The sequence below is a fragment of the Cupriavidus sp. 05L411 genome (genome assembly GCF_056398045.1).
In genome coordinates this window covers 144,706-169,044 of sequence record NZ_JBFTOQ010000001.1, presented here as the reverse complement: position 1 = coordinate 169,044, position 24,339 = coordinate 144,706, and the positions used below count along the sequence as shown (strand labels likewise).

Below are 24,339 nucleotides of genomic sequence, written 5' to 3'. Positions count from 1 at the left end.
CCGATACGCAGAAGGTCAAGACAACCGGACAACCAGCATTCTCCGATTTTTCAAACAGACCGGACAAATATTCTAGAATATACTCCGATTCCGAGAACGTTTATCTTTTTCCATTTCACAGAGGGCAGAACGGAAGATTCGGGAATGGCTCCCGCTATCCATCCCAATCATTTGAGCCAACCCCATGAAAAATATATTTGTTGCTATTGCTGCGTCCCCGACCATCATATCGTTGATGTTTCTTGCACATCGCGTTTTTCAAATTGACGTCAATCATGTCAGCCTAACCCCTCATTATTTGGATGCCCTCTCAATCTGCTCAATATTTCTTTCCTTGATATTTCGTGTGAGTCGTCCAGCGCTTTGGGGGATTACGCTGCTAGCGGCCATTAATACCCTCCTAGTTGTATGGGTCATTGATACACACAACTTCCTGGAATACGAGGACTGGATTAAGCGAGGTATGCCGGAAAAAACCGTGGGGCCAGGCTCCTAATGATTCAGATTGGCTTCGCTTCCCGTGGCCCCAGCTAAACCTCCCCTCCGTACGGAGAGAGAAAGTGACAGCCGCCTTCATTGCAGACGGCTCTGGCGTATCTGGCGACTTCGGACAAAGCCCTTACACGTCGATCGCAGCATCCGACTTGACCTTCTTGCGCAACTCGAACTTCTGGATCTTGCCCGTCGATGTCTTGGGCAACGGCCCGAAGTACACCGCCTTGGGCACCTTGAAGCCCGCCAGCAGGGTGCGGCAATGGGCGATCAGTTCCTCGGCCGTGGCGCTGGCGCCGTCCTTCAGCTCCACGAACGCGCAGGGCGTCTCGCCCCATTTCACATCCGGCTGGGCCACCACCGCCACGGCCAGCACGGCGGGATGGCGATAGATCGCGTCTTCCACTTCCACGCTGGAGATATTCTCGCCACCGGAGATGATGATGTCCTTGCTGCGGTCCTTGATCTTGACGTAGCCGTCCGGCGTGCACACACCCAGGTCGCCGGTATGGAACCAGCCGCCGGCAAACGCCTCGCGCGTGGCCTTCTCGTTCTTGAGGTAGCCCTTCATGCAGATGTTGCCGCGGAACATGATCTCGCCGATTTCCTCGCCGTCCGAGGCCACCGGTTGCATGGTGTCCGGGTCCAGCACGGCCACCTCCGTCTGCAGGTGGTAGCGCACGCCCTGCCTTGCCTTCTTGGTGGCGCGGTCCTCTTGCGACAGGCCGGCCCAGTCGTCCTGCTCGGCGCATACCGCGGCGGGGCCGTAGGTTTCGGTCAGGCCATAGACGTGGGTCAACGCGAAGCCCATGGCCTCCATCTGCGCCAGCACCGCGGCGGGCGGCGGCGCACCCGCGACCATGCCGCGCACCGGGCCGCGCAGGCCTTCGCGCCAGGCCGGCGGGGCGTTGACCAGCGCGGTATGCACGATCGGCGCGGCGCAATAGTGCGTCACGCCCTCGTCGCGCATCAGGTCGAACACCAGCTTGGGCTCGAACTTGCGCAGGCAGACGTTGACGCCGGCGCGCGCGGCAATGGTCCACGGGAAGCACCAGCCGTTGCAGTGGAACATCGGCAGCGTCCACAGGTACACCGCATGCTTGGGCAGGTCCCACTCCAGGATGTTGGAGATGGCGTTGATGGCCGCGCCGCGATGGTGGTATACGACGCCCTTGGGGTCGCCGGTGGTGCCCGAGGTGTAGTTGAGCGCGATCGCATCCCACTCGTCAGCGGGCATCTGCCAGGCGAACTCCGGGTCGCCCGAGGCCAGCAGGCGCTCATAGTCGGTCTCACCGAAGGCCGGGGCGTCCTGCGGGCCGAGCGCGTCCAGCACCGCCACCACCTTCAGCCCGGGAATCTCGTTGGCGATCTGCCGCGCCAGGTCGGCAAACTCGGTATCGGCCAGCAGCACCCGCGCTTCGCCATGGCGCAGCATGAAGATCAGGTTGGAAGCATCAAGCCGGATATTCAGCGCATTGAGCACCGCGCCCACCATCGGCACCCCAAAGTGCGCCTCCACCATGGCAGGCGTATTGGGCAGCAAGGCCGCAACGGTATCGCCCTTGCCCACGCCCAGGCTGGCCAGCCCGCTGGCCAGGCGCCGTGCCCGCGCGTAGGTGTCGCGCCAGTTCTGGCGTACCGGGCCGTGCACGATGGCCAGCCGGTCGCCATACACACTGGCGGCGCGCGCCAGGAAATCGATGGGTGTGAGGGGAACGTGATTGGCCGGGTTCTTGCCCAGGCCGGTGTCGAAATCGCTTGGCATTGCCGTAGTCTCCGCATGCGCCGGCTGTGCGGGTATTGGCCCTCAGGATGAGCCGCGCGCCGCCGGTCGCTGTTACTTTTCACTGTGCAAGGCTATCATCGCACAGGACCAAGCTCTGTCGTCCGGATGACAATGCCCGTGCCGGGCCAAGCCGAAATCATGCCCAGCCTGCCCGCAGCCACACACAGATCGCCTACCCCTCCCCCCGCAGATATCACGACGCCACCGCCCTGCACCGGGCATGCCGCCCTGCTTTCCCAGCATGAATGGTTCGCCGCGCTCGCGCCTGGCCACCAGGCGCTGGCGGCGCGGCAGGTGGTGGTGCAGGATTTTGCCGCCGGCGCCTTCATCGCGCATCGTGGCGAGCCATCGCGCTACTGGATCGGGGTGGAGACCGGCCTGATCAAGCTCGCGGTCTACACGCCGGATGGGCGCGGTTGCACCTTTTCCGGGGTACCGGCGGGCGGCTGGTGCGGAGAAGGCAGTGTCATCAAGCGCGAAGCGCGGAGATACGATGTGATCGCCATCCGCGACTCCCGCCTGGCGCTGGTGCCCGACACTGTGTTCCACACCTTGCTCAACGAAAGCCTGCCGTTTGCCAGTTTCGTGGTGCGCCAGTTGAACGAGCGCATGGGCCAGTTCATCGCCACCGTGCAGAACGAGCGGCTGCTGAGCGTCGATGCCCGCGTGGCGCAGGCGGTTGCCCAGCTCTTCCACCCGGCGCTGTACCCCCGTACCAGCGCGGTGCTGGAGCTGTCCCAGGAGGAGATCGGCCTGCTGACGGGGCTCTCGCGCCAGCGGGTCAACCAGGCGCTGCGGCGCCTGGCGGCGGAGGGCATGGTCGATTTGTCGTACCAGAGCATCCGGGTGACCGACCTTGAGCGTTTGCGTCACTTTGGCCTGTCGGAGCTGTAGGCAGCGGCCATAGCGCAGCGGTCGCGGCCAAGGCCGGCGATGAAACCCTCCTTCGGCATCGTGAAACTCACTGGCCGCGCGAAGCCGTACAATGCGATTTTTCCCTGGCGCCGCGCCCGATGCGCGCCAGCCTGCGTCACCTGAGCTTCGCATGGCCCTCGTCAGCAGCACCGATCTGCGCCTCTCTCACCTGCGCTTCCCCTTTGCCGTGCGCGTCGATGCGCGGCATGGCACCGCGCGCCTGCGCGACGCGAACGCGCGGCGGGAGGTAGCGCCTGGCAACCCGTTCGTGGTGCCGGCGTTTGCGTACTTCGATTGCGACCTGCTGCCAGCGCCGGGCCAAAGCACCGCCATCACGCTGCAGGAAGTGCCGGACGACGCATGCCCGCGCATGACACTGGCCACCCTGCCGGGCTGCCCGTGCCATTCGGAGAAACACTGGTCACGCGCGCTTGCCGGCGAGATCTTCGGCCAGCCTCGGCTACCGTGGAATGCGGCACTGGTCGCGCAGCGATGGGAAGTCACCCCGCGGCTGGTACGCGCACGGCTGTTCGCCGAGGGCGAGGCGCTGGGCGTGCTGCTGCGCGAGCAGCGCGTCGCGCGCGCGGTGTACCTGCTTGCGGGCGGCAGCGGCGTGCGCACCGATTGGCTGGCCGCGCAAGTGGGCCTGGGCAGCGTGGCTGCGTTGGCCTGCGCTTGCGCGAACACGCTGGGCCCTGCCGCGTTGAGCCTGCTCGAACCTGGCGACAACCGCGGAACCCCGCCGGGTCCGGCGCCGCGCATGCACCTGGCGGCATAAGAGGCCGGCCCCCTGGCGGTGACCGTGCAGCCGCTCTGATCGTCTGCTTTGTGCTGTCGGTGGCGCTGCCGGCCGGCTTGTAAAAACCTGCGGGATTTGTAAAAAGGGCTGGCAAGACCCTGGCTAACGGGCCCTGGCAAGTGCAGATCCACCGACTTGCCGTGCGTGTCCGACGCAGCATCCGTATGGATGAACAAAGCGAAAGGCTGCGCCATCCCTTGCCAGACCGGCATTTCCCGGGTATCCGCCGCGGCAGGACGCTCTCATGTGGCGCCAGCGCACAAGCCGTGGCACGCGCCTTGCGCCTTTCCCTCTCGCGGCACTACCGCCGCGCCATGGAGACAGAGATGGGACAGCAACAGCAACCCGGCCAAGGCCAGCAAGACCAAAGCAAGCAGCACCAGCAAGGTGGCCAGCAAGGCGGACAGCAAGGTGGCCAGGATCAGAAGGGCGGCCAGCAACAGCAGCAGGACCGCGGCCAGGACAAGCAAGGCCAGCAAGGCCAGAAGACCGATCAGGCCGGGCAACAAAACCAGCAAGGCCAGAAGAGTGGCCAACAAGGCCACCGCTAGCCGCATGGGGCTGCAACAGCCACTGCAATAGCCTTCAGGGCCCACCGCGAGCTAACGCGGCTGACCTTAGGCGAATTGACGCTCTTTGCTCGCGGCGACGTTCTCCGTCGCCACAACGCGCCGCCTCCCCGGCGAAAGCGGGGAGGCGGCGTCGTGTTTTCTGCCGAGGCAATGAGCCGCAGGCAGCGTGCCAGATAACATGAAACCTGAGGCGCCGATGACCTTAGCGCGCCTTCAGCAAATCCAGCGCCACGTCGACGATCATGTCTTCCTGCCCCCCCACCATGCGCCGGCGGCCCAGCTCCACCAGCACGTCGACGGTCTTCAGGCCGTACTTGCCCGCCGCGGCCTCGCTGTGGCGCAGGAAGCTGGAGTACACGCCGGCATAGCCCAGCGCCAGCGTCTCGCGGTCGACCCGCACGGGACGGTCCTGCAGCGGACGCACAATGTCATCGGCCGCGTCCATCAGCTTGTACAGGTCGCAGCCGTGGTCCCATCCCATGCGCTCGGCGGCCGCGATAAAGACCTCCAGCGGGGCGTTGCCGGCGCCGGCGCCCATGCCGGCCAGGCTGGCGTCCACCCGGTCGCAGCCCTCCTCCACCGCCACGATGCTGTTGGCAACGCCCAGGCTCAGGTTGTGGTGCGCGTGCATGCCGGTCTGCGTTTCCGGCTTCAGCACCGCCTTGAAGGCGCGGAAGCGGTCGCGAACACCGTTCATGGTCAGCGCGCCGCCGGAGTCCACCACATAGCAGCAGGTGGCGCCGTAGCTCTCCATCAGCTTGGCCTGCGCGGCAAGGTTCTGCGGCGTGGTCATGTGGCTCATCATCAGGAAGCCAACGGCTTCCATGCCCAGATGGCGCGCGTACTCGATATGCTGCCGCGAGACGTCCGCCTCGGTGCAATGCGTGGCCACGCGGACGATACGCGCGCCGGCATCATAGGCTGCCTTGAGATCGTGGACGGTGCCGATGCCGGGCAGCAACAGCGTGGCGATCTTTGCGTGCTTGACCACGCTGGCCGCCGCCTCAATCCATTCCAGGTCGGTGTGGGCGCCAAAGCCATAGTTGAAGCTGGATCCCTGCAGCCCATCGCCGTGGGCCACTTCGATCGAATCGACCTTGGCGTCATCCAGCGCCTTGGCGATTTGCCGGGCCTGCTCGACGCTGTACTGGTGGCGGATGGCATGGCTGCCGTCGCGCAGCGTCACATCGGAAATGTAGATCTTCTTTTGGCCTTGCATGGCAGGCACTCCTTATCTGCAGGTGAGTCAGGCGGCGGCGCGCTGGGCAAGCATGGCGCTCGCCATCCGCTCGGCGATGGTGAGCGCGGCGCTGGTCATGATGTCGAGATTGCCGGCGTAGGCTGGGAGATAGTGCGCCGCGCCTTCCACCTCCAGGAACACCGAGGTCTTGAGCCCGCCCACACACCCCACCCCGGGCACCACCAGCGGCGCATCCGCCGGGATGCGGTCGAACTGCACCTTCTGCTTGAGGCGATAGCCGGGCACGTATTGCCGCACCTCGGCGGCCATGGCGTCGATCGACGCGGCGATGGCGTCTTCGTCCGCCATCTCGCTCAGGCAATACACCGTGTCGCGCATGATCAGCGGCGGCTCGGCCGGGTTGAGCACGATGATGGCCTTGCCCTTGCTGGCCCCACCGATCGCTTCGATCGCCTTGGAGGTGGTCTCGGTAAATTCGTCGATGTTGGCGCGCGTGCCGGGGCCCGCGCTCTTGCTGGAGATGCTGGCCACGATCTCGGCATACAGCACCGGCGCCACCCGCGATACGGCCGCCACCATGGGGATGGTGGCCTGTCCGCCGCAGGTGACCATGTTGACGTTGTGCGCGTCCAGGTGCGCATCGCCGTTGACCACCGGGATGCAGTAAGGGCCAATGGCCGCCGGCGTCAGGTCGATCATGCGCAGCGACGGCCGCAGGCCACGCAGGAACGCATCGTTCTTCACGTGCGCGCCGGCGCTGGTGGCATCGAACACCACATCGATATCGCTGAACACAGGCAGGCGCGTCAGTCCTTCCACGCCTTCGTGGGTGGTCGCCACGCCCAGGCGCGCGGCGCGCGCCAGGCCGTCCGATGCCGGGTCGATGCCGACCATCGCGCCCATCTCCACATACGCGCCATGGCGCAGGATCTTGATCATCAGGTCGGTGCCGATATTGCCGGAGCCGATGATGGCAGCCTTCAGTTTGCGGGTCATGGATCTCTCCTGTTGGATCTCTTGCGTCATTCCACGCTGGCGCCGCTGGCCTTGACCAGCGGGGCCCAACGCGTGCTTTCACTGTTAAGGAAGGCGCCGAACTGCTGCGGCGTCATGGGCAGTGCTTCCAGACCCTGGTCGGCAAAGCGCTTGGTCACCTCGGGTGCCTTGAGCGCCTTGAGCGCGGCCTCGTTGAGACGCGCGACAATGGCATCAGGCGTGCCGGCCTTGACCACCATGCCAAACCAGACGCCGGCATCCAGCCCGCCGATGCCGAGTTCGGAGAGCGTGCGCACGTCCGGCAGCGAAGGCGAGCGGCGCGGCGCGGCGATGGCCAGCGGCTTGACCTTGCCGCCCTTGATCAGCGGCGAGGTGGTGATCACCGGGTCGAACATCATGTCGACCTGCCCGGCCATCACATCCTGCAAGGCCGGGGCGGAGCCCTTGTAAGCCACGTGCGTCATGTGGCCGCCGGCCTTGTCGGCAAACAAGCCGCCCAGCAGGTGGCCGATCGAGCCGATCCCCTGCGAGGCATAGTTCACGCCGGTCGGCTTGCTCTTGGACAGCGCTACCAGGTCCTTGACGGAATTGACGGGGCTGCCCTGCGGCACCACCAGCACCAGGGGCGACGACGCCAGCGCCGTCACCGGCTTGAAATCCTTGAGCGGGTCGTACGAGAAATTGCGGTACAGGCCGGGATTGATCGCGAACATTTCGGTGGCGGCCACGAACATGGTGTAGCCATCCGCGTCAGCTCGCTTGACCGATTGCGCCGCGATCTGGCCGCCACCGCCGGGACGGTTCTCGACCACGACCGGCTTGCCAAGGCCGGTCTGCATCTGCTGCGCCATCTGGCGCGCAATCATGTCGGTCACGCCGCCGGCGGGGAACGGCACCACGATGGTCAGCGGGTGGCTGGGGAACGTGTCGGCATGGACGGGGGCGCTGCCAAGCACGCCGGCGGTCACGAGCAATGCGCCTGCGAGGATGGATCTGGTGGGTTGCATGTTGTCTCCTTGTGTATTTTTAATGTGGTAAAAAAGCTTGAAATGCCGCGTGTCAGCCCGGCGCAAACCGCGCCCGCACGCTGCCGATGCCGCTGATGCGGGCCTCGAAGCACTGCCCCGGCGCCACGGCCACCATCGGCCCCAGCGCACCGGTCAGGATCAGGTCGCCGGCACGCAACGGGTCCCCCAGCGAGGCCAGTTTCCGGGCCAGCCAGACTGCGGCGTTAAGCGGATGGCCAAGGCAATCCGCGCCGGAACCCGTGGAAACGCGCTCCTCATCACGCAGCATTTCCATCTTCACGGTCTTCAGGTCCAGGCCAGCCAGCAGCACCGGCACCGCGCCCAGCACCACCAGGCCGCTGGAGGCGTTGTCAGCCACCGTATCCACGTACGAGATGTCCCAGTTGCGGATGCGGCTGCCGACCACTTCAATCGCAGGCAGCACGTAGGCGACGGCGTTGATGAGGTCGACCAGCGTCGCATCCTCAGCCGGGACATCGCGGCTCAGCACCAGCGCGACCTCGGCTTCGGCCTTCGGCTGCAGGGTGCGGGCGAGCGGAATCGGCTCGTCGTCGCCGAAGACCATGTCGGCAAACAACGTGCCAAAGTCGGGCTGGTCCACGCCAAGCTGGCGCTGCACCGCGAGCGAGGTCAGGCCGATCTTGCGGCCAACCACGCGGCGGCCCTGGGCCCGCCACGCGTCGACGTTGGCGCGCTGGATGGCATAAGCCATTGCTGCATCGCCCGGCGGGATTTCGCCGCGCAGCGGCTCGACCGGCGTGCGCGTCTGCTCTGCCTCGCGCAGCCGCCTGGCGAGCGCGAGCGTCATTTCCTGGTTTGACATGGTTGGTCCTGGTTGGGTGATGCATGCCCGGTGGCGGGCTGTGCCTGCATCACGCCGAAGCCTGCGATCCACTCGTCGATGGGCCGGTAGTACTCGATCGATGCCTGGTAAGGCCCGGCGGCCGCCAGCGCGCCAAAGGCGGCGATCCAGGTGCGGATCTCGTGCGCCGACTTGCCGGCGTCGCGCGTGATGTCGTCATTGCGCATGGCATCCACCGCTGCAAGATTTGCGCTGGCCAGCCGTTCCAGGAAGGCGCGGTCCCATGCCGGATTGAGCGGATGCAGAGGGCTGTCGCCTTTGGTGAACGCTTGCGCGGCGGCCACGGTACGCGCCTGGCGGGCAGCACGCGACTCGGGCGGCGGATTGCGCCCGGCAATCAGGCGCTCTGCGGCCTCCGCATTGGCCGAGGCGATTTCCGGCACGGGCGGCTCGTGCGAGATGCCACCCGACCCCACCACCAGTACACGCTTGCCCAGGCCCTGCAGGAAGCGTCCGATCGCGTCGCCGAGCAGCCGCGCACGCCGGCACGTTGCCATGGGCGGCGCCACCGAGTTGATGAAGACGGGGATGACCGGGCAAACGTCCAGGCCGCCCAGCAGGACTTCCAGCGCCTGCGCGCAGCCGTGGTCCACCTGCATGCGGTACGACACGGCCACATCCACGTCGCGGTCCAGCACCGCCTGCGCCATCGCGAGCGCGGTGTCGCGCGGCACATCGATCGGGCCCGCCAGGCTCTTGAAGTCGCCAATGGCACTGGCCGCCACGCCGATGCAAAACTGCGGCATCACGTCGTAAAAGAAGCCATTGAAGTGATCCGGCGCAAAGACCACCACCAGCTCCGGCGCAAAGGCTTGCACGCGAGCGCGCGCCGCGGCCTGCACGCGCTCCACTTCGGCCACGATCTCCGGCGCGGGATCGTGGTAGCCGTGCAGCGGCGTGTGGGACAGGCATTCGAGATGCATCGGCATGTCAGGCTCCCCGCGCAAAGGCGATGGCGTGGTCGCGCGCCGGCTGCGTGCCTGGCTGCGCGGGCAACGCGCCCGGTGCGGCTGCAGCCGACGGTGACGCGTCGGACAGCGCTAGCTTTCCGGCCAGCGCCTGGATGGCATCAGACACCTGCTGCGGCGAGCACAACCCGGCGATAAAGCGGTCGGGGCGCAGCAGCACCACGGAGCCGGGCAGCTTGCCGAACCAATCCTTGAGACGCCCGGCAGTGTCGCCGATGGCGATCACCCCTTGCGGCACGTCGTCGCGATAGGCAAGCTGCGTATCGGGCTTGGCCATGACGAAGCACGCGCCCAGCGTTTCCCAGACGGCGCGCGCTTGTGGCGTCAGGCCGAAGGTCGGGTCCGCGCCCCAGGCGATGATGGCAAAGCGATTGCCGATCACGTCGTCCAGGCGCACGGTATGGCCTTGCTCGGTCCGCACCATTGGCTGGATGAACATGCGCCCAACCGGCGAGCTTCCCGCCGGATCGCGGCCGTGAACGAGCCGGCCGACCAGCGAATCCCGCTTCTCGCTCATCAGGCCCAGCATGCGTCCGAGTGGCGAGTTGCCGGAGCGCTCCAGCAAGCGCGCGAGGAACCGGTCGTCACCCTTGCGCTCGGGCAACAGCACCACACCCGATTCATAACGCGGCATGGGCTTGAAGCGCATCTCCACGAAGTACTGCTTGACCGAGGGGAACACGTTCAGCACGCGGCTCAGGCCATCGCGCAGCGACGCGCCGAAGCGGCTTGCCGGCGCGAAGATGTCGCCCGCCACCTCGGACAGGTGGATCATCGAGCGCGCATGAGCGCGCCGCTCCATGCTGTAGGTATCCAGCAGCCGGTCCTGCGCCACGCCCTTGACCACCATCGCCAGCTTCCAGCCCAGGTTGCTCGCGTCGCGGATGCCGCTGTTGTAGCCCTGCCCCTGCCAGACCGGCATGATATGCGCCGCGTCGCCCGCCAGCAGCACGCGCTTGACGCGGAACGTCCGCGCCAGCCGCGCGTTATGGGTGTAGACGCGCTTGCGGATATAGTCGACCTTGTCCGGATCGGCCACCACCTTGCGGATCAGCGCGGCGAGGTTCTCCGGCCGGGACAGTTCCTCTTCCGTCTCGCCAGGCATGACCATGAACTCGAAGCGGCGGATCCCGTGCGGGAGCGCGGCCGACACATAGGGACGCGTCGGGTCGCAGTGCATGTAGATATGCGGCGTGCCGATCGGGTCATTGCGCACGTCCACCACGATCCACTGGTTGGGCTTGGTGCGCCCTTCAAACGGCACGTCCAGCGTGCGCCGCACGACGCTGTTGCCACCATCGCAGCCGGCCAGGTAGGCGGCGCGGATGGCGGTGACACGTCCGTGCGCGTCTTCCGCGCGGATCGTCACGCCGTGTTCGTCTTGCGTAAAGGCCGATACGCCATGGCCGAACAGCACCTGCACATGGGCAAAGCGCTGCAGGCCCTCGTACAGGATCTGGTCCGCCAGCGGCTGGATAAAGGCGTTGCGGCGGGACCAGCCAAACTCATCGGTGCGCGGCTCGATCGACGCGAAGCAGCGGCCGGTATGCGTGACAAAACGCATCCAGTGGTGCGGCGTGGTATGCGGCAGCAGCGCATCGGCCAGGCCAACCGACTGGAACACCCGCAGCGCCTCGTCGTCCAGGCCAATGGCGCGGGGGTAGTCGATGATCTGGTCCAGCTTCTCGACCAGCACGACGCGCACGCCCTGCAGCCCAAGGATGTTGGCGATCATCAGGCCCACCGGGCCGGCGCCGATGATGGCGACGTCGGTGTCCAGATCCTGCGGACGAGCGTCTGCGCCCGCCATCTCGATGGCGTTGTTCATGTCTCCTCTCCTGCTTGTCCGGTACTTGCCGGCTTAGACCGTGGCCGCTTCCGGCACGGCGTCGCCGAGCAGGAAATTCAGGTGAATGCGGTTGAAGGTGTCGGCATCCTCGAACTGCGGCCAGTGGCCGCAGCCGTCCATCACCGTAAACAGCGCGCCGGGAATCATGGTGGCGATGCGCCGTCCTTCCGACACATCGGCGGTGGGATCGTCGGAGGTCCACAGCACCAGCGTCGGGGCCTTGATGCGGCCATAGTGTTCGGCGCGAAGGATGTTGCGCTGGCGCGTTTCCATGTCCTGCAGCACCATGTTGCCGCGCTGGGCCTCGACCATGCCGGGTTGCATGTAGATGGCCTGACGCGTGGCGATCAGGTCGTCGAAGGCCTTGGCCTTGTCGGCCATCAGCCATTCCACGCGCGCCTTGATGAAGTCCCAGCCCGGCTCTTCCACGGCGCGCATCGACAGCGTCTTGAGGCGCTCCATCACCACCGGGTCCGCCTGCGAGCCACCCGCGGTGTTCAGCACCAGCCGCTCCACGCGTTCGGGATGGTCGATCGCCAGGCGCGAGGCCACCCAGCCGCCCAGCGATTCCCCGCTGAATGCAGCGCGCGCGATGCCGAGGGTATCCATCACGCGGATCACGTGATCGACGTAATCGGAGATCTCGCGCCCGCCCGCCGGCTTGTCGGTCCAGCCGTGGCCGATCATGTCGATGGCCCATACATCGAAATGCTCGGCATGCGATTGCAGGTTGCGCACGTAGGCCTCGGCGTGGCCGCCGACGCCGTGCAACAGGATCAAAGCGGGCTTGTCGCTGCTGCCCGCATGCAGGTAGCGGGTGCGGATGCCCTTGGCATCGAGCCAGCCCTGGCTGAAGGAAACGCCGCGCAACTCGCCCCAGATGCTCTGGAACGGCAGCTCGGGCTGGCTGGACGGGACGGACTTGAGGGGCGTGGCGGCGGTTGACATCGTGTCTCCTTCGTTCGTGAATGTTCTTGAATGGCTAACTGGTACAGCGGAGTGTAGAGAGCCGATTGCATCCGGACAAAAAAACGAACAGAATGTGCAAGGAGTGCACAACATTGATTTAAAAGGGTTTTTTATGCCTGGAATGCCTGGGGTGCCTGATCGCCGCACCTCGCCTTACGCCAGCGTGCGCGGGCTGACCCGTGGCCTGGACGTGCTGAAGGCGCTGAACCGGATGGAAAGCGGGCGCGGGACCGCGCAGCAGCTGAGCGAGCTGACCGGGCTGCACCGCACCACGGTCAGACGCCTGCTGGAAACGCTGATCGCGGAGGGTTTCGTGCGCCGCAGCGAGTCGGACGACAGCTATCGCCTGACGCTGCAGGTCAGGGCCTTGAGCGAAGGCTTCAATGACGATGAGTGGATCTCCACCATCGCCGCGCCGCTGATGGGCGAGCTGCTGCAGCGCGTGCTATGGCCGTCGGACCTGACGACGCCCGACGGCGACGCCATGATCATTCGCGAGACCACGCACCGCTTCAGCCCGCTGTCCTTCCACCGCGCCATGGTCGGGCGGCGCCTGCCGATGCTGTCAACGGCCGCCGGGCGGGCCTATTTCGCGTTTTGCAGCGAAGGGGAACGGGAGGACATACTCAACCTGCTGCGCTCAGGTGGCGGCGGCGATGAGCAGGCAGCGCTGGCCAACAACGCCACCTATGTGCGCAAGCTGGTTGCGCGCGTGCGCGAGGATGGCTTTGGGTCGAATCGCGGCGACTGGCTGGAGCAGCGCAAGATCGGCGCGGTCGCCGTGCCGATCCGGCACGCGGACCGCGTGCGCGGCAGCCTCAATGTGGTGTATCTCTCGCGCGCCCTGAGCGAGCAGGAGGCGGTCAAGCGCTTCGTGGCACCGCTGCAGGACATAGCCAGCCGCGTGCAGGAAGCCATGGCCTCGCCGGCGTCCGCGCGGCGGGCCACTTAGGCAAGGCTCAATCCAGCACGATCTTGTGTGTGCGGATCAAGGCGCCCCATTTGGCGCGCTCATTGTCCACGAACGCGGCAAATCCCGCCCGGCTATCGCCCATGGGCTCCAGCCCAAGCTCCTGCATTTGCTTGACCACCGCCGGGTCTTTCAGCGCCGCGGCAATGGCCGCGTTGAGCTTGTCGACCGAGGCCGGCGGCGTGCCGGCCGGGACCACCACGCCCTGCCACGCGAACGCCGTGAAGCCAGCCAGCCCGGCCTCGGCAAAGGTCGGCACATCCGGCAGCACCGCCGAACGCTGCTCCGCGGGCAGCGCGATAGCGCGCAACCGCCCGGCGCGGATCAACGGCACGGCGGCCGAGAGATCTGCCATCATGAAATCGACCTGCCCGCCCGCCACGTCCTGCAACGCGGGTGGCGTGCCTTTGTACGGCGCGTGGACGGCGCTGGCCTGCACGCGGTCGAGCAGCAGCTCGGCGCTCAGGTGGTGGGGGCTGCCGGTGCCGACAGAGGCATAGGTAGCCTTGCCCTGCCCCGCTTTCAGCCACGTGATGAACTCGGGCAAGGTCTTTACCGGCAAGGCCGGGTTGGCGACCAATATCACGGGTAGCTTCACCAGCGAGCTCACCAGCGTGAAATCCTTGGCGGCGTCATAGGGCAGCTTGCGATACAACGCTGGGTTAAGTACCAGCGTACCCTGCCCGGCAGTCAGCACCGTAGCGCCGTCGGCACGTGCCTTGGCCACGTCCTGCGCGGCGAGGATGGTGGCGCCGCCCGGCTTGTTGTCGACCACGAAGTTCTGGTGCATGGCCGGCGCGATCTTCTGCGCGACGATGCGCGTGGCGAGGTCGCTGCCGCCGCCGGCGGTGTAGGGCACCACCCAGCGTGCGGCGGGGTCGGCGGCGTTGGCGGCGCTGGTGCCGCCCAGCGCTATCGCCAGCCCTGCGGCAACGCGCGAAGCATGCTGCGCCATGGCATAGAGGCGCGTGCGCCGGGCGCAGGCGTTTGCTTGCATGATTGGGTCTCCTCCGATTTTTCTGTTGTTTGTTTTTGGTGCTTTGTGCAATACGCGCTAAGCGCCACGGGATGCTAGTACGTCTTATCCCCGCTAGTCCCCGCACTGCCCTGGCCCTTGAACTGCGCGGCCAGACTCTCTGCGGCCCGGGCCAGCATCGTGGCATCCACGCCAACGGCGGTGAACGTCGTGCCCAGCGCCATGTACTGCCGCGACTGCGCCACGTCCGCGCTGAGGATGCCCGCGCCCTTGCCGGCGCGGCGGATGCGCGCGATGGCGTCGGCGATGGCGCTCTGCACGTCCGGGTGGCCCGGGTTGCCGAGATGGCCCATGTCGGCGGCGAGATCCGCCGGGCCGATGAACACGCCATCCACGCCTTCGGTGGCGGCGATGGCATCGAGGTGCGCAAGCCCGGCGCGCGTCTCCACCTGCACCAGCACGCACATCTCGCCGTTGGCCTGGGCCAGGTAGCCGCCGACACGGTTCCAGCGCGAGGCACGCGCCATGGCGCTGCCCACGCCGCGCACGCCTTGCGGCGGGTAGCGGGTGGCGGCAACCGCGGCGGCCGCCTCGGTCGCGTCCTGCACCATCGGCACGAGCAGGGTCTGCACGCCCAGGTCAAGCAACTGCTTGATCTGCACGGTGTCGTTCCACGACGCACGCACCACCGGCCGCACGGGATAGGCGGCCAGCGCCTGCAGTTGCGCCAGGATGGACGGCACGGTGTTGGGTGCGTGCTCGCCATCGATCAGCAACCAGTCGAAGCCGGCGTCGGCCAGCACTTCGGCGGTGTAGGGACTGGCCAGGCCGAGCCACAGGCCGATCTGCTGCTCGTTGGCGGCAAGCGTGCGCTTGAAGGTATTGAGGGGGATTTCCATGATGGCGTCCGGGTCAGGCGTTCAGCCGAAGTGGCAGGCCACGGCGCCCAGCGCGCCGTAGTCCACGTGGAATGTATCACCCGGGCTGGCCGCCACCGGCCGCGTGAAGGAGCCGCCGAGGATCACCTCGCCCGCTTCCAGGCCCACGCCATGCGGATGCAGCTTGTTGGCCAGCCATGCCACGCCGTTGGCAGGATGGTTGAGCACGCCGGCGGCCACGCCGGTTTCCTCGATCACGCCGTTGCGCGACATGATGGCCGAGACCCAGCGCAGGTCCACATCGAACGGCCGCACCGGGCGCCCGCCCATCACCACGCCGGCATTGGCCGCGTTGTCGGCGATGGTGTCGAACACCTTGCGCGGGCGCTTGCTGTCGGGGTCGATCCCATGGCTGCGCGCGTCGATGATCTCCAGCGCGGGGATCACGTAGGCGGTAGCGTCATACACGTCGAACAGCGTGCAGTTCGGCCCCTTGAGCGGCTTGTCCAGCACGAAGGCCAGCTCCACCTCCACGCGCGGCACGATAAAGCGCCCCGGCGGGATCGTCGCGCCGTCCTGGAAGAACATGTCGTCCAGCAAGGTGCCGTAGTCAGGCTCGTCGATCTGCGAGGAAAGCTGCATGGCGCGCGAGGTCAGGCCGATCTTGTGGCCCTTGATGGTGCGGCCTTCGGACAGCTTGTGGGCCAGCCACTCGCGCTGGATGGCGTAGGCGTCTTCAATCGTGATGTCAGGGTGGTCCAGCGAGATTTGCCGGATCTGCCGGCGCGATTGCTCTGCGCCGTGCAGGCGATGGGCGATCTGGTGGATCAGCTCTGGGCTGAGCATGGGGTCTCCGTGGGAAGCGTTGAGCGTTGTGCGCAGGGGCCTGTTGGTCGACGGTCGAACCGGTCAGGCCTTCTTGAAGCGGGCGTGCACGTTGTTGTGCTTGTAGCTGCCGCCCTCGTTGAACTCGACCAGCTCCATTGACAGCGCCAGGTAACGCCGTGCATATAGCTCGGCAAAGTGCGCCTTGACAGCCTCGAAGAGCGCATCGCAGGCCGCCTTCCTGGTCGCCTCGGGTCGCCCGGCGCCGATCTTCAGCGTGATGTGGACGAAAGCGTAGTCCTCCTCGCCGTCGGCCATGCGGTAGTCGGTCAGCGCCAGCGCGCGCGAGCGGATGCCGCCGATGGGAAACACGCCGTCCTGCGCGATCAGCACGTCGTTGATGGTCTTGAGCAGGGTGGGCACGCGCGCGTCGGCGCGGATGTTGTCCGTGTACTCGACGATGATGTGGGGCATTGGCAGGCCTCTCCGATGAAGCGTGAATCGTTATCCGTGATCGGTGACCGGTGATTCCTCAGCGCACCGGGAAGATCGCATTGATCTGGCCGGTGCCCGAGCTGGTGAAGTAGTCGGTGACGATCTCCACCGGGCGGTCGTACTTGTCCCAGCCCAGCAGGCCCAGCAGCATGGCGGTGTCGTGCATGCCGCCCTCGCCGATGCAGTGCTCGTTGTACTCCGGCAACATGCGGCAGAAGGTGGCCCAGTCGCCCTGCTTCCAGAGTTCCACCACGCGCAGGTCCACCTGCTTGAAGAACTCGCGGCTGATCTGGTGGATGCTCTCCTCGGGGCTGTTGTTGTCGTTGAACCGGTGCGACAGCGAGCCGCTGGCGAGAAACGCCACATTGGCATCGCTGGCCTCGATGGACACACGCAGCGCCTCGCCAAAGCGGCGGCTTTCTTCGAGCTGGTGCCAGGCGCACCAGGCCGCGATGGAGATCACCTTGAAATGGCGGTCGGCATTCATGTAGCGCATCGGCACCAGCGTGCCGTATTCCAGCTCCAGGCTGGCGATCTCGTGGGCGCGTGTCATCACGCCCTGCTCGCACGCAGTGCTGGCGATCAGCCGGCCCAGTTCGGGATTGCCGTCATAGGCATAGGCCATGTCCTTGATGAAATGCGGCAGCTCGTTGCTGGTGTAGATGCCCTCGAAGTGCGCGTTGCAGTTGACGTGGTAGCCGGCGTTGACCAGCCAATGCACATCGGCCACCACGATGGTATCGACACCCAGCTCCCGGCAGCGCCGCCCGATCTCGCGGTGCCCGGCAATCGCCGCCTCACGGCAGCCGTGGTGCTTGCCCGGCAGCTCGGACAGGTACATCGACGGCACGTGCGTGACCTTGGCGGCGAGGGATAGCTTGCCCATGGCGGTGTCTCCTGTTTTGCTTTGCTTTGTTTTGTTTTGGTGCGGGCTGCGCTCAAACGCCCCAGCGCGGAATATGATGCCCGCCCATCGAGATGCAAACGTTCTTCACCTCGGCAAACACCTCGAAGCTGAACTCGCCGCCCTCGCGCCCCGTGCCGGATGCCTTGGTGCCGCCAAACGGCTGGCGCAGGTCGCGCACGTTCTGGCTGTTGACGAACACCATGCCAGCCTCGATACCACGCGCCAGCCGGTGCACCTTGCCCACGTCCTGGGTCCAGATGTACGAGGCCAGGCCGTAAGCGGTGTCGTTGGCCATGGCCAGGCCATCGTCTTCGCCCTTGAAAGGGATCAGGCAGGCCACCGGGCCAAAGATCTCTTCCTGCGCCACGCGCATGTGGTTTTCCACATTGGCCAGCACCGTGGGCTGCACGAAGTTGCCATTGCGCAGGTGCGCCGGCAGGTCGGACGGGCGCTCGGCGCCGCCGGCCAGGATGGTGGCGCCCTCCTGCTCGCCCAGGCGGATATACCCGGTGACCTTCTCCCAGTGCTGCTGGGTGATCATGGCGCCCACATGTGTCTGCTCGCTGGTCGGGTCGCCCACGCGCAGGCGCCTGGCGCGTTCGGCGAACTTGCCGACGAAGTCGTCGTAGACCGTGTCCTGCACGAAGATGCGCGAACCCGCGGTGCAGCGCTCGCCGTTGATCGAGAAAATGGTGAACAGCGCGGCGTCCAGCGCGCGCTCCAGGTCCGCGTCGTCGAACACCAGCACCGGCGACTTGCCGCCCAGTTCCATCGAGAATTTCTTCAGGCCCGCGCGCTCGATGATGCGCTTGCCGGTGGCCGTGCCGCCCGTAAACGATACGGCCCGCACATCCGGATGGCGCACCAGCGCGTCCCCCGCGCTGGCGCCGTACCCCTGCACCACGTTGAGCACGCCAGACGGCACCCCCGCTTCCAGCGCCAGCATGCCGAGCTGGTCCGCCGTGAGCGGCGACAGCTCCGACATCTTCAGCACCGCGGTATTGCCCAGCGCCAGGCATGGCGCGACTTTCCAGGTGGCGGTCATGAAGGGCACGTTCCACGGCGAGATCAGCGCGCACACGCCCACCGGCTGGTAGAGCGTGTAGTTGAGCATCTGGTCGTCGACGGGATAGGTGCGGCCGTTCATCTGCACGCACACTTCGGCGAAGAAATTGAAGTTCTCGGCGGCGCGCGGGATCAGTTGCTTGCCGGTCTGCGCGATCGGCAGGCCGGTGTCCTGCGTCTCCAGCGCGGCAAGGTGCGGTACGTGCTCGGTGATCAGGTCGGCCAGGCGGCGCATGATGCGGGCGCGCTCCTTGGCCGGGGTATTGGCCCACTTGGGGAACGCAGCCTTGGCGGCCGCCACCGCGGCGTTGATCTCGGCCTCGCCGCCTGCGGCCACCGTGGCGATCTCTTCGCCGGTGGCCGGGTTCCAGGTGGTGAACGTGTCCTTGCTGTCGACCTGCTTGCCGTTGATCCAATGCTTGATCATGGTTGTCTCCTGTTGGCATTTGGTGCGCCCGGTGCGCCTGGGTTCGCTTCAGCGCCCTTCAGCGCCCGCTGCCGTATTCGGTAGCCGAGGCAATGGTGTTCACCAGCCGCCCCACCCCTTCGATCTCCGTGACGATCTCGTCGCCCGGCTGCGTGTCGGCCAGCCCTTCCGGCGTGCCGGTCAGGATCACGTCGCCCGCCTCCAGCGTCATGAAGCTGCTGAGATATTCGATCAGCCACGGGACGGCGAAGATCATGTCGCGCGTGCTGCCCTGCTGGGTCAGCTTGCCGTTGACGGTCGTGGTGAGCGCGAGGTTCATCGGATCCGGCACGTCGTCGCGGTCCACCAGCCACGGCCCGAGCGGCGTACAGGTGTCCCGGTTCTTCACCCGCAGGTTGGGGCGATAGTAGTTTTCCAGGTAGTCGCGGATGGCGTAGTCGTTGGCGACCGTATAGCCGCGCACGTAGTCATAAGCTTGCGCCGCCTTGACGCCGCGAGCCGTGCTGCCGATCACCACCGCCAGCTCGCACTCGTAATGCATGTACTTCACGCCCTGCGGCCGGATGGTATGCGCCCGGTGGCCAATGAACGCGCCCGGCCCCTTGAGAAAGACGAGTGGTTCTTCCGGCGCCTTGAAGGCCAGTTCGCGCGCGTGGTCGGCATAGTTCAGGCCAAGCGCGAAGGTGGTGCGCGGCACCACGGGCGGCAGCCACGTCACGGCGTGCTCGCTGACCACGCGGCCGTCGTCCAGGCGCAATGCGCCTTCGCCAGCCGGCTGCGCGGTGTGGACCAGGCCATCGAAGGCTACGCGTGCGGTTCTCATGCTGCCTCCCCGGGCGCTGCCTTGATGCCGTGCCGCAGCCGCCCTACGTGTTCGATTTCGATCTCCACCATGTCGCCGGCACGCGCCAGCGGCGCGCCTTCGGGCACGCCCGCCAGCAGCACGTCGCCGGCCTCGAGCGACATGAAGGCGGTGACATCGGCCAGCAATTGCGCCACGGGGCGCAGCAGGTTGCCGGTGTGGTTGCGCTGGCGCGCCTCGCCATTGATGCGCACCACCATGCTGAGCGCGTCGGCGTTGCCGACCTGCTCGCTGGCCATCACCCACGGGCCAATCGGGCAATAGCCGTCGCGGCACTTGTGGCGCACCGCCGGGCGGTAATAGCTGGCGTGCGGCACGCTGACATCCGACACCACCGTGTAGCCGGCGATATAGTCCGCGGCCTGTGCCGGGTCGATGCGGGTCGCGCGGCGGCCGATCACGATGCCGAGCGCCGCGCCGATTTCCAGGGTTTCCTGGCCCGGTGGCAGCGCGACAAGGCTGCCATGGGCGGCCAGGGTATTGGCAGGCTTGATGTAGAGGATCGGGCCAGCAGGCGGCGCCTGATAAGGGGCCGCATTGACGCTGTCGCCAAGGGCCGCGAGCGCGCCCTTGAAGTTCAGCAGCGTGCCGTACACCGTGCCGGTGACGGCGGGCTGCCACATGAATTCATCCTCGCGCAGGGCGCGCCCACCGTCCAGCGGCAGCAAAGTGGCACCGTCCACCGGCACTGCCCGCACTGGCCGGCCGCCGGCGGCGATTCTGGCTTGTCGCATCGTGCTCCTCTCTGGTTGCGCCCGCGCGTGGCCGGGCGCTTGCGCTGCCGGGCCGGCGGATCGTCGACGGCGGATCGCCCGTTGGCGCCGCCTGTACTTAACATGTTAATTAGATTGCAGGATAGTTTCAACCCCATTGTGAGCCGCGGCGCCGCGATCTAGCCGCCCGGCCCTTCGCGCCCTCGTCTGCGCCTGTCATCGTGCTGTCATGCAGCATCCCCAGAATTCGCGCTGTACCGGGTTTCGCCTTGCCGCAGCGCGATTGCGCTAATGCACCGCAGCAGCAAAAAGGCTTGCGACCCGATTTTTTTGCGGCTTGAATGAAAACGTTTTCATTTTTACCGCCGTTGCGTGCCTGGCTCGCCACGCGCGCAACGTGACCCCGAAACCAAGACCGGAAGCTCTGACGTGAAGCGCACCCAGGACCGTTCCAGCAGCACCGCCCCGGACGCCGCCGGCACCGCCACGCTGGTGGACGTTGCGCAAGCAGCGGGCGTATCGCTAGCTACCGCATCGCGCGCGTTCAACAGCCCGGCGCTGGTGCGCGAAGGCACCGCGCGGCGCGTGCTGGAAGCCGCACGGCGGCTGAGCTTCCGCCCCAACCTGCTCGGCAGCAAGCTGCGCGCGCAGCAAAGCCGGATGATCGGCGTGATGCTGCCCACCCTGGAAAACGCCGTGTTCGCCGAATGCTGGCGGGGCATCGAGGATGCCGCGCTGGCCGCCGGCTACTCGCTGATGCTGGTGACCAGCGCCTACGACCCCGCGCGCGAACGCGAACGCATCGAATACCTGCTGCGCCACCGGGTCGACGGCATGGTGCTCACCGTGGCCGACGCCGCCCGCAGCGCCGTGCTCGACCAGCTCGATGCCGAAGGCGTGCCCTATGTGCTGGCCTACAACCAGGCAGCCGCGCGCGGCCAGCGCCACTCTGTCTCGGTGGACAACCGCGGCAGCGCCCGCGAAGGCGTGCAAGCCCTGATCGCGGCGGGGCACCGCCGCATCCGCGTGGTCTCTGGCGCCTTCATCGCCTCCGACCGCGCGCGCCAGCGCTTCGAGGGCTACCGCGATGCCATGCACGCGCACGGCCTGGAAGCCGCGCCGCCGCTTTGCCTGCCCACTCACACCGCCAGCAACGCTGACCAGATCGGCGCGCTAGCCGCCGGGCCGGATGCGCCCACTGCCTTTTTTTGCACCAACGACCTGCTGGCGATCGGCGTGATCTCCGACCTGAAGCGGCTCGGCCTGCGCGTGCCGCGCGACATCTCCGTGCTGGGCTACGACGGCATCGCGCTGGGCGCGCTGGTGGAGCCGCCACTGGCATCGGTGGTGCAGCCCAACACCGAAATCGGCGAGCGCGCCGTTGCGCAGTTGCTTCGGCGCTTCGGCCTCGCAGCAACCGGCGTATCCAGCGCGTCCAACGTATCCGGCATACCCGACGTATCCGGCGCCAGACCCGGGCGCATTACCTTGCTGCCCCATGGCCTGCGCCTGGGCGGCACGGTAGCCGCACCGGCATGACCCTTCACCCACCGCGTTCCCCCAGCCCTAGCCCTAGCCCTCGTATGCAACCCAAGGAGTTCACCATGCAAGCCACCCGTTCCTGGCACAAACCGCTGCGCCGGATCGCCAGCGCGCTCGGCGCCGCCGCCGTCTGCGCATTCAGCCAGGGCGCTGCAGCGCAAACCGCGATCTGCTACAACTGCCCGCCCGAATGGGCAGATTGGGCCTCGCAGATCCGCGCCATCAAGGAAAAGACCGGCGTCACGGTGCCGCATGACAACAAGAACTCCGGCCAGTCGCTAGCGCAGCTGGTCGCCGAAAAGGGCAGCCCGGTAGCGGACGTGGTGTACTACGGCGTGACCTTCGGCATCCAGGCCAAGAAGGACGGCGTCACCGCCCCCTACAAGCCGGCCCACTGGAACGACATCCCCGACGGCCTCAAGGACCCGCAAGGCAACTGGTTCGCCATCCACTCCGGCACGCTCGGCTTCATGGTCAACGTCGACGCGCTGCGCGGCAAGCCCGTGCCGCAGTCCTGGGCCGACCTGCTCAAGCCCGAGTACAAGGGCCTGATCGGCTACCTCGACCCGGCCAGCGCCTTTGTCGGCTACGTCGGCGCGGTTGCCGTCAACCAGGCGATGGGCGGCTCGATGGACAACTTCGGCCCGGCTTTCAAGTACTTCCGCGACCTGCAGAAGAACCAGCCCATCGTCCCCAAGCAAACCGCCTATGCCCGCGTGCTCTCCGGCGAGATCCCGATCCTGCTGGACTACGACTTCAACGCCTACCGCGCCCGCTACAAGGACAAGTCCAACGTGGCCTTCGTGATTCCCAAGGAAGGCACGGTGGTGGTGCCGTACGTGATGAGCCTGGTGAACAAGGCACCGCACGATGCCCAAGGCAAGAAGGTGCTGGACTTTGTGCTGTCCGATGAAGGGCAGGCCCTGTGGGCCAATGCCTACCTGCGCCCCGTGCGCAGCGCCGCCGTACCCAAGGAAGTGCAAGCGCGGTTCCTGCCGGCAGCGGATTACGCGCGGGCCAAGCCGGTGGATTTCGGAAAGATGGCGGATGCGCAGAAAGGCTTCAGCGAGCAGTATCTGAAGGAAGTCCGTTGAATGGCGAGCGCTAGTGGATGAGTGCGGCATCGCGCGCTTGGCGGCGCCCGCCCTCTCCCACAAGTGGGAAAGGGGAGCCAACCAGCGGCAAGATCAACCCAAGCGCGATGCGCAGCGAGCCGTCAAGGTGTGCCAAGGCCGTACGGAGCGCCTTTTTTGCCTACTTTTTTGGCAAGACAAAAAAGTAGGTCGCCGCGCCGCAGGCGTGGTGAAACTGCAGTTGAAGTTGAAGTTGAAGTTAAGCCCTTGAAGTTAAGCAGCCCCCCATGAACCCAAGCAACCAACGTTGAAGCTGATCCTCCCCAACCCCGGGAAAAAGCAAACCCATCATGCCTAAACGAAGCCCCCCACTCCTCCTCTTCGCCCTCCCGGCCCTGATCGTCTTCTTCGCCTTCTTCTGCCTGCCCATGGCAAAGCTGCTAGCGATCAGCGTTACGGGCGAAAAAGGCGCGAGCGTCTACTGGACCGTCATCTCAAGCGAGCGCTATCTGCACAGCCTGATGGTCACCGTGCTGCTATCGGCAACGGTCACGCTGGCCACCCTGATCATCGCCGGCATCACCGGCACCTTCCTGGAGCGCAACGCCGTGCCCGGAAAGGCCCTCCTGGTCGCCATGCTGACGTTCCCGCTCGCCTTCCCCGGCGTCGTCATCGGCTTCATGGTCATCATGCTGGGCGGGCGCAACGGCCTGCTCGCCATGGTGGGCGACTGGCTGGTGGGAGACCGCTGGACCTTTGCCTACGGTCTCGCCGGCCTGTTCGTCGGCTACCTGTACTTCTCCATCCCGCGCGTGATCCTGACTGTGATGGCAGCCGTTGCCAAGCTCGACGCATCGCTGGAAGAAGCCGCCCGCTCGCTCGGCGCGGGCCGCTGGCGCGTGGTGCGCGACGTGATGTTGCCCGCGCTGATGCCGGCCATGATTTCCAGCGGCGCGATCTGCTTCGCCACCAGCATGGGCGCCTTCGGCACCGCCTTCACGCTGGCCACGCAGCTCGATGTCTTGCCGCTGACCATCTACAACGAGTTCACCAACTACGCCAACTTCGGCATGGCCGCCGCACTGTCCCTGCTGCTCGGCACGGTCACCTGGGCCCTGCTGGCGGTGGCGCGCTGGTTCTCGGGCGACGCCGTCGCCGCTACTGCCTGA

The 24,339-nt window shown here is 66.4% G+C and carries 24 protein-coding genes; 7 read left to right on the top strand and 17 right to left on the bottom strand.

What is annotated here, in order from left to right:
- Positions 1-184 precede the first annotated feature (184 nt).
- Positions 185-496, top strand: coding sequence for a hypothetical protein (locus AC1DQR_RS00760; RefSeq protein ID WP_416052346.1), 312 nt, complete (start codon positions 185-187; stop codon positions 494-496).
- Positions 497-619: 123 nt separating this feature from the next.
- On the opposite strand, the gene AC1DQR_RS00755 is transcribed toward AC1DQR_RS00760, so the two are convergent.
- The gene (locus AC1DQR_RS00755; RefSeq protein WP_416052345.1) at positions 620-2,257 is read right to left on the bottom strand and encodes an acyl-CoA synthetase; all 1,638 of its coding nucleotides are present in this window, start codon (positions 2,255-2,257) and stop codon (positions 620-622) included.
- Between the two features lie 159 nt (positions 2,258-2,416).
- Between AC1DQR_RS00755 and AC1DQR_RS00750 the strand changes: the two genes are divergently transcribed.
- Positions 2,417-3,172 (top strand): Crp/Fnr family transcriptional regulator, encoded by a 756-nt coding sequence (locus tag AC1DQR_RS00750; RefSeq protein ID WP_477132337.1) that lies wholly within the window; start codon positions 2,417-2,419, stop codon positions 3,170-3,172.
- Between the two features lie 151 nt (positions 3,173-3,323).
- Positions 3,324-3,971, top strand: coding sequence for an AraC family transcriptional regulator (locus tag AC1DQR_RS00745; protein WP_416052343.1), 648 nt, complete (start codon positions 3,324-3,326; stop codon positions 3,969-3,971).
- Between the two features lie 263 nt (positions 3,972-4,234).
- Here AC1DQR_RS00745 and AC1DQR_RS00740 read toward each other — a convergent pair whose 3' ends face one another.
- The 8 genes from AC1DQR_RS00740 to AC1DQR_RS00705 all read right to left on the bottom strand — a co-directional run bounded on the left by AC1DQR_RS00740 (position 4,235) and on the right by AC1DQR_RS00705 (position 12,416).
- A complete protein-coding gene (locus tag AC1DQR_RS00740) occupies positions 4,235-4,531 on the bottom strand; it encodes a hypothetical protein (RefSeq protein WP_416052342.1) in 297 nt (98 codons plus the stop codon).
- 235 nt (positions 4,532-4,766) lie between these two features.
- Complete coding sequence (dmpG, locus tag AC1DQR_RS00735; RefSeq protein WP_416052341.1) at positions 4,767-5,783, bottom strand: 4-hydroxy-2-oxovalerate aldolase; 1,017 nt, start codon at positions 5,781-5,783, stop codon at positions 4,767-4,769.
- Between the two features lie 27 nt (positions 5,784-5,810).
- Positions 5,811-6,761, bottom strand: a complete 951-nt coding sequence (locus tag AC1DQR_RS00730; RefSeq protein ID WP_477132336.1) for an acetaldehyde dehydrogenase (acetylating) — start codon at positions 6,759-6,761, stop codon at positions 5,811-5,813.
- A gap of 26 nt (positions 6,762-6,787) precedes the next feature.
- Entirely contained in the window at positions 6,788-7,768 is a 981-nt protein-coding gene (locus AC1DQR_RS00725; protein ID WP_477132335.1) for a Bug family tripartite tricarboxylate transporter substrate binding protein, read from the bottom strand.
- A gap of 52 nt (positions 7,769-7,820) precedes the next feature.
- Entirely contained in the window at positions 7,821-8,612 is a 792-nt protein-coding gene (mhpD, locus tag AC1DQR_RS00720) for a 2-keto-4-pentenoate hydratase (protein WP_416052338.1), read from the bottom strand.
- On the bottom strand, positions 8,594-9,580 hold the full coding sequence (locus AC1DQR_RS00715) for a 3-carboxyethylcatechol 2,3-dioxygenase (RefSeq protein ID WP_416052337.1): 987 nt from the start codon (positions 9,578-9,580) through the stop codon (positions 8,594-8,596). Before AC1DQR_RS00715 ends, mhpD begins: the two co-directional genes overlap by 19 nt.
- Position 9,581: 1 nt before the next feature.
- Positions 9,582-11,447 carry a bifunctional 3-(3-hydroxy-phenyl)propionate/3-hydroxycinnamic acid hydroxylase gene (locus AC1DQR_RS00710; protein ID WP_477132334.1) on the bottom strand — a complete coding sequence of 622 codons (1,866 nt, stop codon included), beginning with the start codon at positions 11,445-11,447 and terminating at the stop codon, positions 9,582-9,584.
- A 33-nt stretch (positions 11,448-11,480) separates the two neighbouring features.
- Complete coding sequence (locus tag AC1DQR_RS00705) at positions 11,481-12,416, bottom strand: alpha/beta fold hydrolase (protein ID WP_416052335.1); 936 nt, start codon at positions 12,414-12,416, stop codon at positions 11,481-11,483.
- Positions 12,417-12,558: 142 nt separating this feature from the next.
- Here AC1DQR_RS00705 and AC1DQR_RS00700 point away from each other — a divergent pair, with 142 nt between their 5' ends.
- Entirely contained in the window at positions 12,559-13,389 is an 831-nt protein-coding gene (locus AC1DQR_RS00700; protein ID WP_416053245.1) for a DNA-binding transcriptional regulator, read from the top strand.
- Between the two features lie 7 nt (positions 13,390-13,396).
- Here the strand turns inward: AC1DQR_RS00700 and AC1DQR_RS00695 are convergent, their stop codons facing one another.
- The 8 genes from AC1DQR_RS00695 to AC1DQR_RS00660 all read right to left on the bottom strand — a co-directional run bounded on the left by AC1DQR_RS00695 (position 13,397) and on the right by AC1DQR_RS00660 (position 20,465).
- Positions 13,397-14,404 carry a Bug family tripartite tricarboxylate transporter substrate binding protein gene (locus AC1DQR_RS00695; RefSeq protein ID WP_416052334.1) on the bottom strand — a complete coding sequence of 336 codons (1,008 nt, stop codon included), beginning with the start codon at positions 14,402-14,404 and terminating at the stop codon, positions 13,397-13,399.
- A 74-nt stretch (positions 14,405-14,478) separates the two neighbouring features.
- Positions 14,479-15,282, bottom strand: coding sequence for a 4-hydroxy-2-oxoheptanedioate aldolase (gene hpaI / locus AC1DQR_RS00690; protein WP_416052333.1), 804 nt, complete (start codon positions 15,280-15,282; stop codon positions 14,479-14,481).
- A 21-nt stretch (positions 15,283-15,303) separates the two neighbouring features.
- On the bottom strand, positions 15,304-16,107 hold the full coding sequence (gene hpaH, locus AC1DQR_RS00685) for a 2-oxo-hept-4-ene-1,7-dioate hydratase (protein WP_416052332.1): 804 nt from the start codon (positions 16,105-16,107) through the stop codon (positions 15,304-15,306).
- 63 nt (positions 16,108-16,170) lie between these two features.
- Entirely contained in the window at positions 16,171-16,560 is a 390-nt protein-coding gene (locus AC1DQR_RS00680; RefSeq protein ID WP_416052331.1) for a 5-carboxymethyl-2-hydroxymuconate Delta-isomerase, read from the bottom strand.
- A gap of 58 nt (positions 16,561-16,618) precedes the next feature.
- Positions 16,619-17,467 (bottom strand): 3,4-dihydroxyphenylacetate 2,3-dioxygenase, encoded by an 849-nt coding sequence (gene hpaD / locus AC1DQR_RS00675; protein ID WP_416052330.1) that lies wholly within the window; start codon positions 17,465-17,467, stop codon positions 16,619-16,621.
- Between the two features lie 52 nt (positions 17,468-17,519).
- Complete coding sequence (gene hpaE / locus AC1DQR_RS00670) at positions 17,520-18,980, bottom strand: 5-carboxymethyl-2-hydroxymuconate semialdehyde dehydrogenase (protein WP_477132333.1); 1,461 nt, start codon at positions 18,978-18,980, stop codon at positions 17,520-17,522.
- Positions 18,981-19,038: 58 nt separating this feature from the next.
- Positions 19,039-19,803, bottom strand: coding sequence for a fumarylacetoacetate hydrolase family protein (locus AC1DQR_RS00665; protein WP_477132332.1), 765 nt, complete (start codon positions 19,801-19,803; stop codon positions 19,039-19,041).
- A complete protein-coding gene (locus AC1DQR_RS00660) occupies positions 19,800-20,465 on the bottom strand; it encodes a fumarylacetoacetate hydrolase family protein (RefSeq protein ID WP_416053244.1) in 666 nt (221 codons plus the stop codon). Before AC1DQR_RS00660 ends, AC1DQR_RS00665 begins: the two co-directional genes overlap by 4 nt.
- A gap of 519 nt (positions 20,466-20,984) precedes the next feature.
- Here AC1DQR_RS00660 and AC1DQR_RS00655 point away from each other — a divergent pair.
- The 3 genes from AC1DQR_RS00655 (at position 20,985) to AC1DQR_RS00645 (ending at position 24,339) form a co-directional block, all read left to right on the top strand.
- Positions 20,985-22,094, top strand: a complete 1,110-nt coding sequence (locus AC1DQR_RS00655) for a substrate-binding domain-containing protein (RefSeq protein ID WP_477132331.1) — start codon at positions 20,985-20,987, stop codon at positions 22,092-22,094.
- A 65-nt stretch (positions 22,095-22,159) separates the two neighbouring features.
- On the top strand, positions 22,160-23,191 hold the full coding sequence (locus AC1DQR_RS00650) for an ABC transporter substrate-binding protein (protein WP_183032245.1): 1,032 nt from the start codon (positions 22,160-22,162) through the stop codon (positions 23,189-23,191).
- A 329-nt stretch (positions 23,192-23,520) separates the two neighbouring features.
- Positions 23,521-24,339 carry an ABC transporter permease gene (locus AC1DQR_RS00645; protein WP_416052326.1) on the top strand — a complete coding sequence of 273 codons (819 nt, stop codon included), beginning with the start codon at positions 23,521-23,523 and terminating at the stop codon, positions 24,337-24,339.

Coding starts and splice junctions, on each gene's coding strand:
- AC1DQR_RS00710 (WP_477132334.1), bottom strand. CDS start 11,447: ATGAACAACGCCATCGAGATGGCGGGCGCAGACGCTCGTCCGCAGGAT.
- hpaE (WP_477132333.1), bottom strand. CDS start 18,980: ATGATCAAGCATTGGATCAACGGCAAGCAGGTCGACAGCAAGGACACG.
- hpaI (WP_416052333.1), bottom strand. CDS start 15,282: ATGGAAATCCCCCTCAATACCTTCAAGCGCACGCTTGCCGCCAACGAG.
- AC1DQR_RS00745 (WP_416052343.1), top strand. CDS start 3,324: ATGGCCCTCGTCAGCAGCACCGATCTGCGCCTCTCTCACCTGCGCTTC.
- AC1DQR_RS00660 (WP_416053244.1), bottom strand. CDS start 20,465: ATGTGGCAGCCCGCCGTCACCGGCACGGTGTACGGCACGCTGCTGAAC.
- AC1DQR_RS00725 (WP_477132335.1), bottom strand. CDS start 7,768: ATGCAACCCACCAGATCCATCCTCGCAGGCGCATTGCTCGTGACCGCC.
- AC1DQR_RS00705 (WP_416052335.1), bottom strand. CDS start 12,416: ATGTCAACCGCCGCCACGCCCCTCAAGTCCGTCCCGTCCAGCCAGCCC.
- AC1DQR_RS00665 (WP_477132332.1), bottom strand. CDS start 19,803: ATGAGAACCGCACGCGTAGCCTTCGATGGCCTGGTCCACACCGCGCAG.
- hpaD (WP_416052330.1), bottom strand. CDS start 17,467: ATGGGCAAGCTATCCCTCGCCGCCAAGGTCACGCACGTGCCGTCGATG.
- AC1DQR_RS00650 (WP_183032245.1), top strand. CDS start 22,160: ATGCAAGCCACCCGTTCCTGGCACAAACCGCTGCGCCGGATCGCCAGC.
- AC1DQR_RS00755 (WP_416052345.1), bottom strand. CDS start 2,257: ATGCCAAGCGATTTCGACACCGGCCTGGGCAAGAACCCGGCCAATCAC.
- AC1DQR_RS00750 (WP_477132337.1), top strand. CDS start 2,417: ATGCCCAGCCTGCCCGCAGCCACACACAGATCGCCTACCCCTCCCCCC.
- mhpD (WP_416052338.1), bottom strand. CDS start 8,612: ATGTCAAACCAGGAAATGACGCTCGCGCTCGCCAGGCGGCTGCGCGAG.
- AC1DQR_RS00680 (WP_416052331.1), bottom strand. CDS start 16,560: ATGCCCCACATCATCGTCGAGTACACGGACAACATCCGCGCCGACGCG.
- AC1DQR_RS00645 (WP_416052326.1), top strand. CDS start 23,521: ATGCCTAAACGAAGCCCCCCACTCCTCCTCTTCGCCCTCCCGGCCCTG.
- hpaH (WP_416052332.1), bottom strand. CDS start 16,107: ATGCTCAGCCCAGAGCTGATCCACCAGATCGCCCATCGCCTGCACGGC.
- AC1DQR_RS00760 (WP_416052346.1), top strand. CDS start 185: ATGAAAAATATATTTGTTGCTATTGCTGCGTCCCCGACCATCATATCG.
- dmpG (WP_416052341.1), bottom strand. CDS start 5,783: ATGCAAGGCCAAAAGAAGATCTACATTTCCGATGTGACGCTGCGCGAC.
- AC1DQR_RS00715 (WP_416052337.1), bottom strand. CDS start 9,580: ATGCCGATGCATCTCGAATGCCTGTCCCACACGCCGCTGCACGGCTAC.
- AC1DQR_RS00695 (WP_416052334.1), bottom strand. CDS start 14,404: ATGCAAGCAAACGCCTGCGCCCGGCGCACGCGCCTCTATGCCATGGCG.
- AC1DQR_RS00730 (WP_477132336.1), bottom strand. CDS start 6,761: ATGACCCGCAAACTGAAGGCTGCCATCATCGGCTCCGGCAATATCGGC.
- AC1DQR_RS00700 (WP_416053245.1), top strand. CDS start 12,559: ATGCCTGGGGTGCCTGATCGCCGCACCTCGCCTTACGCCAGCGTGCGC.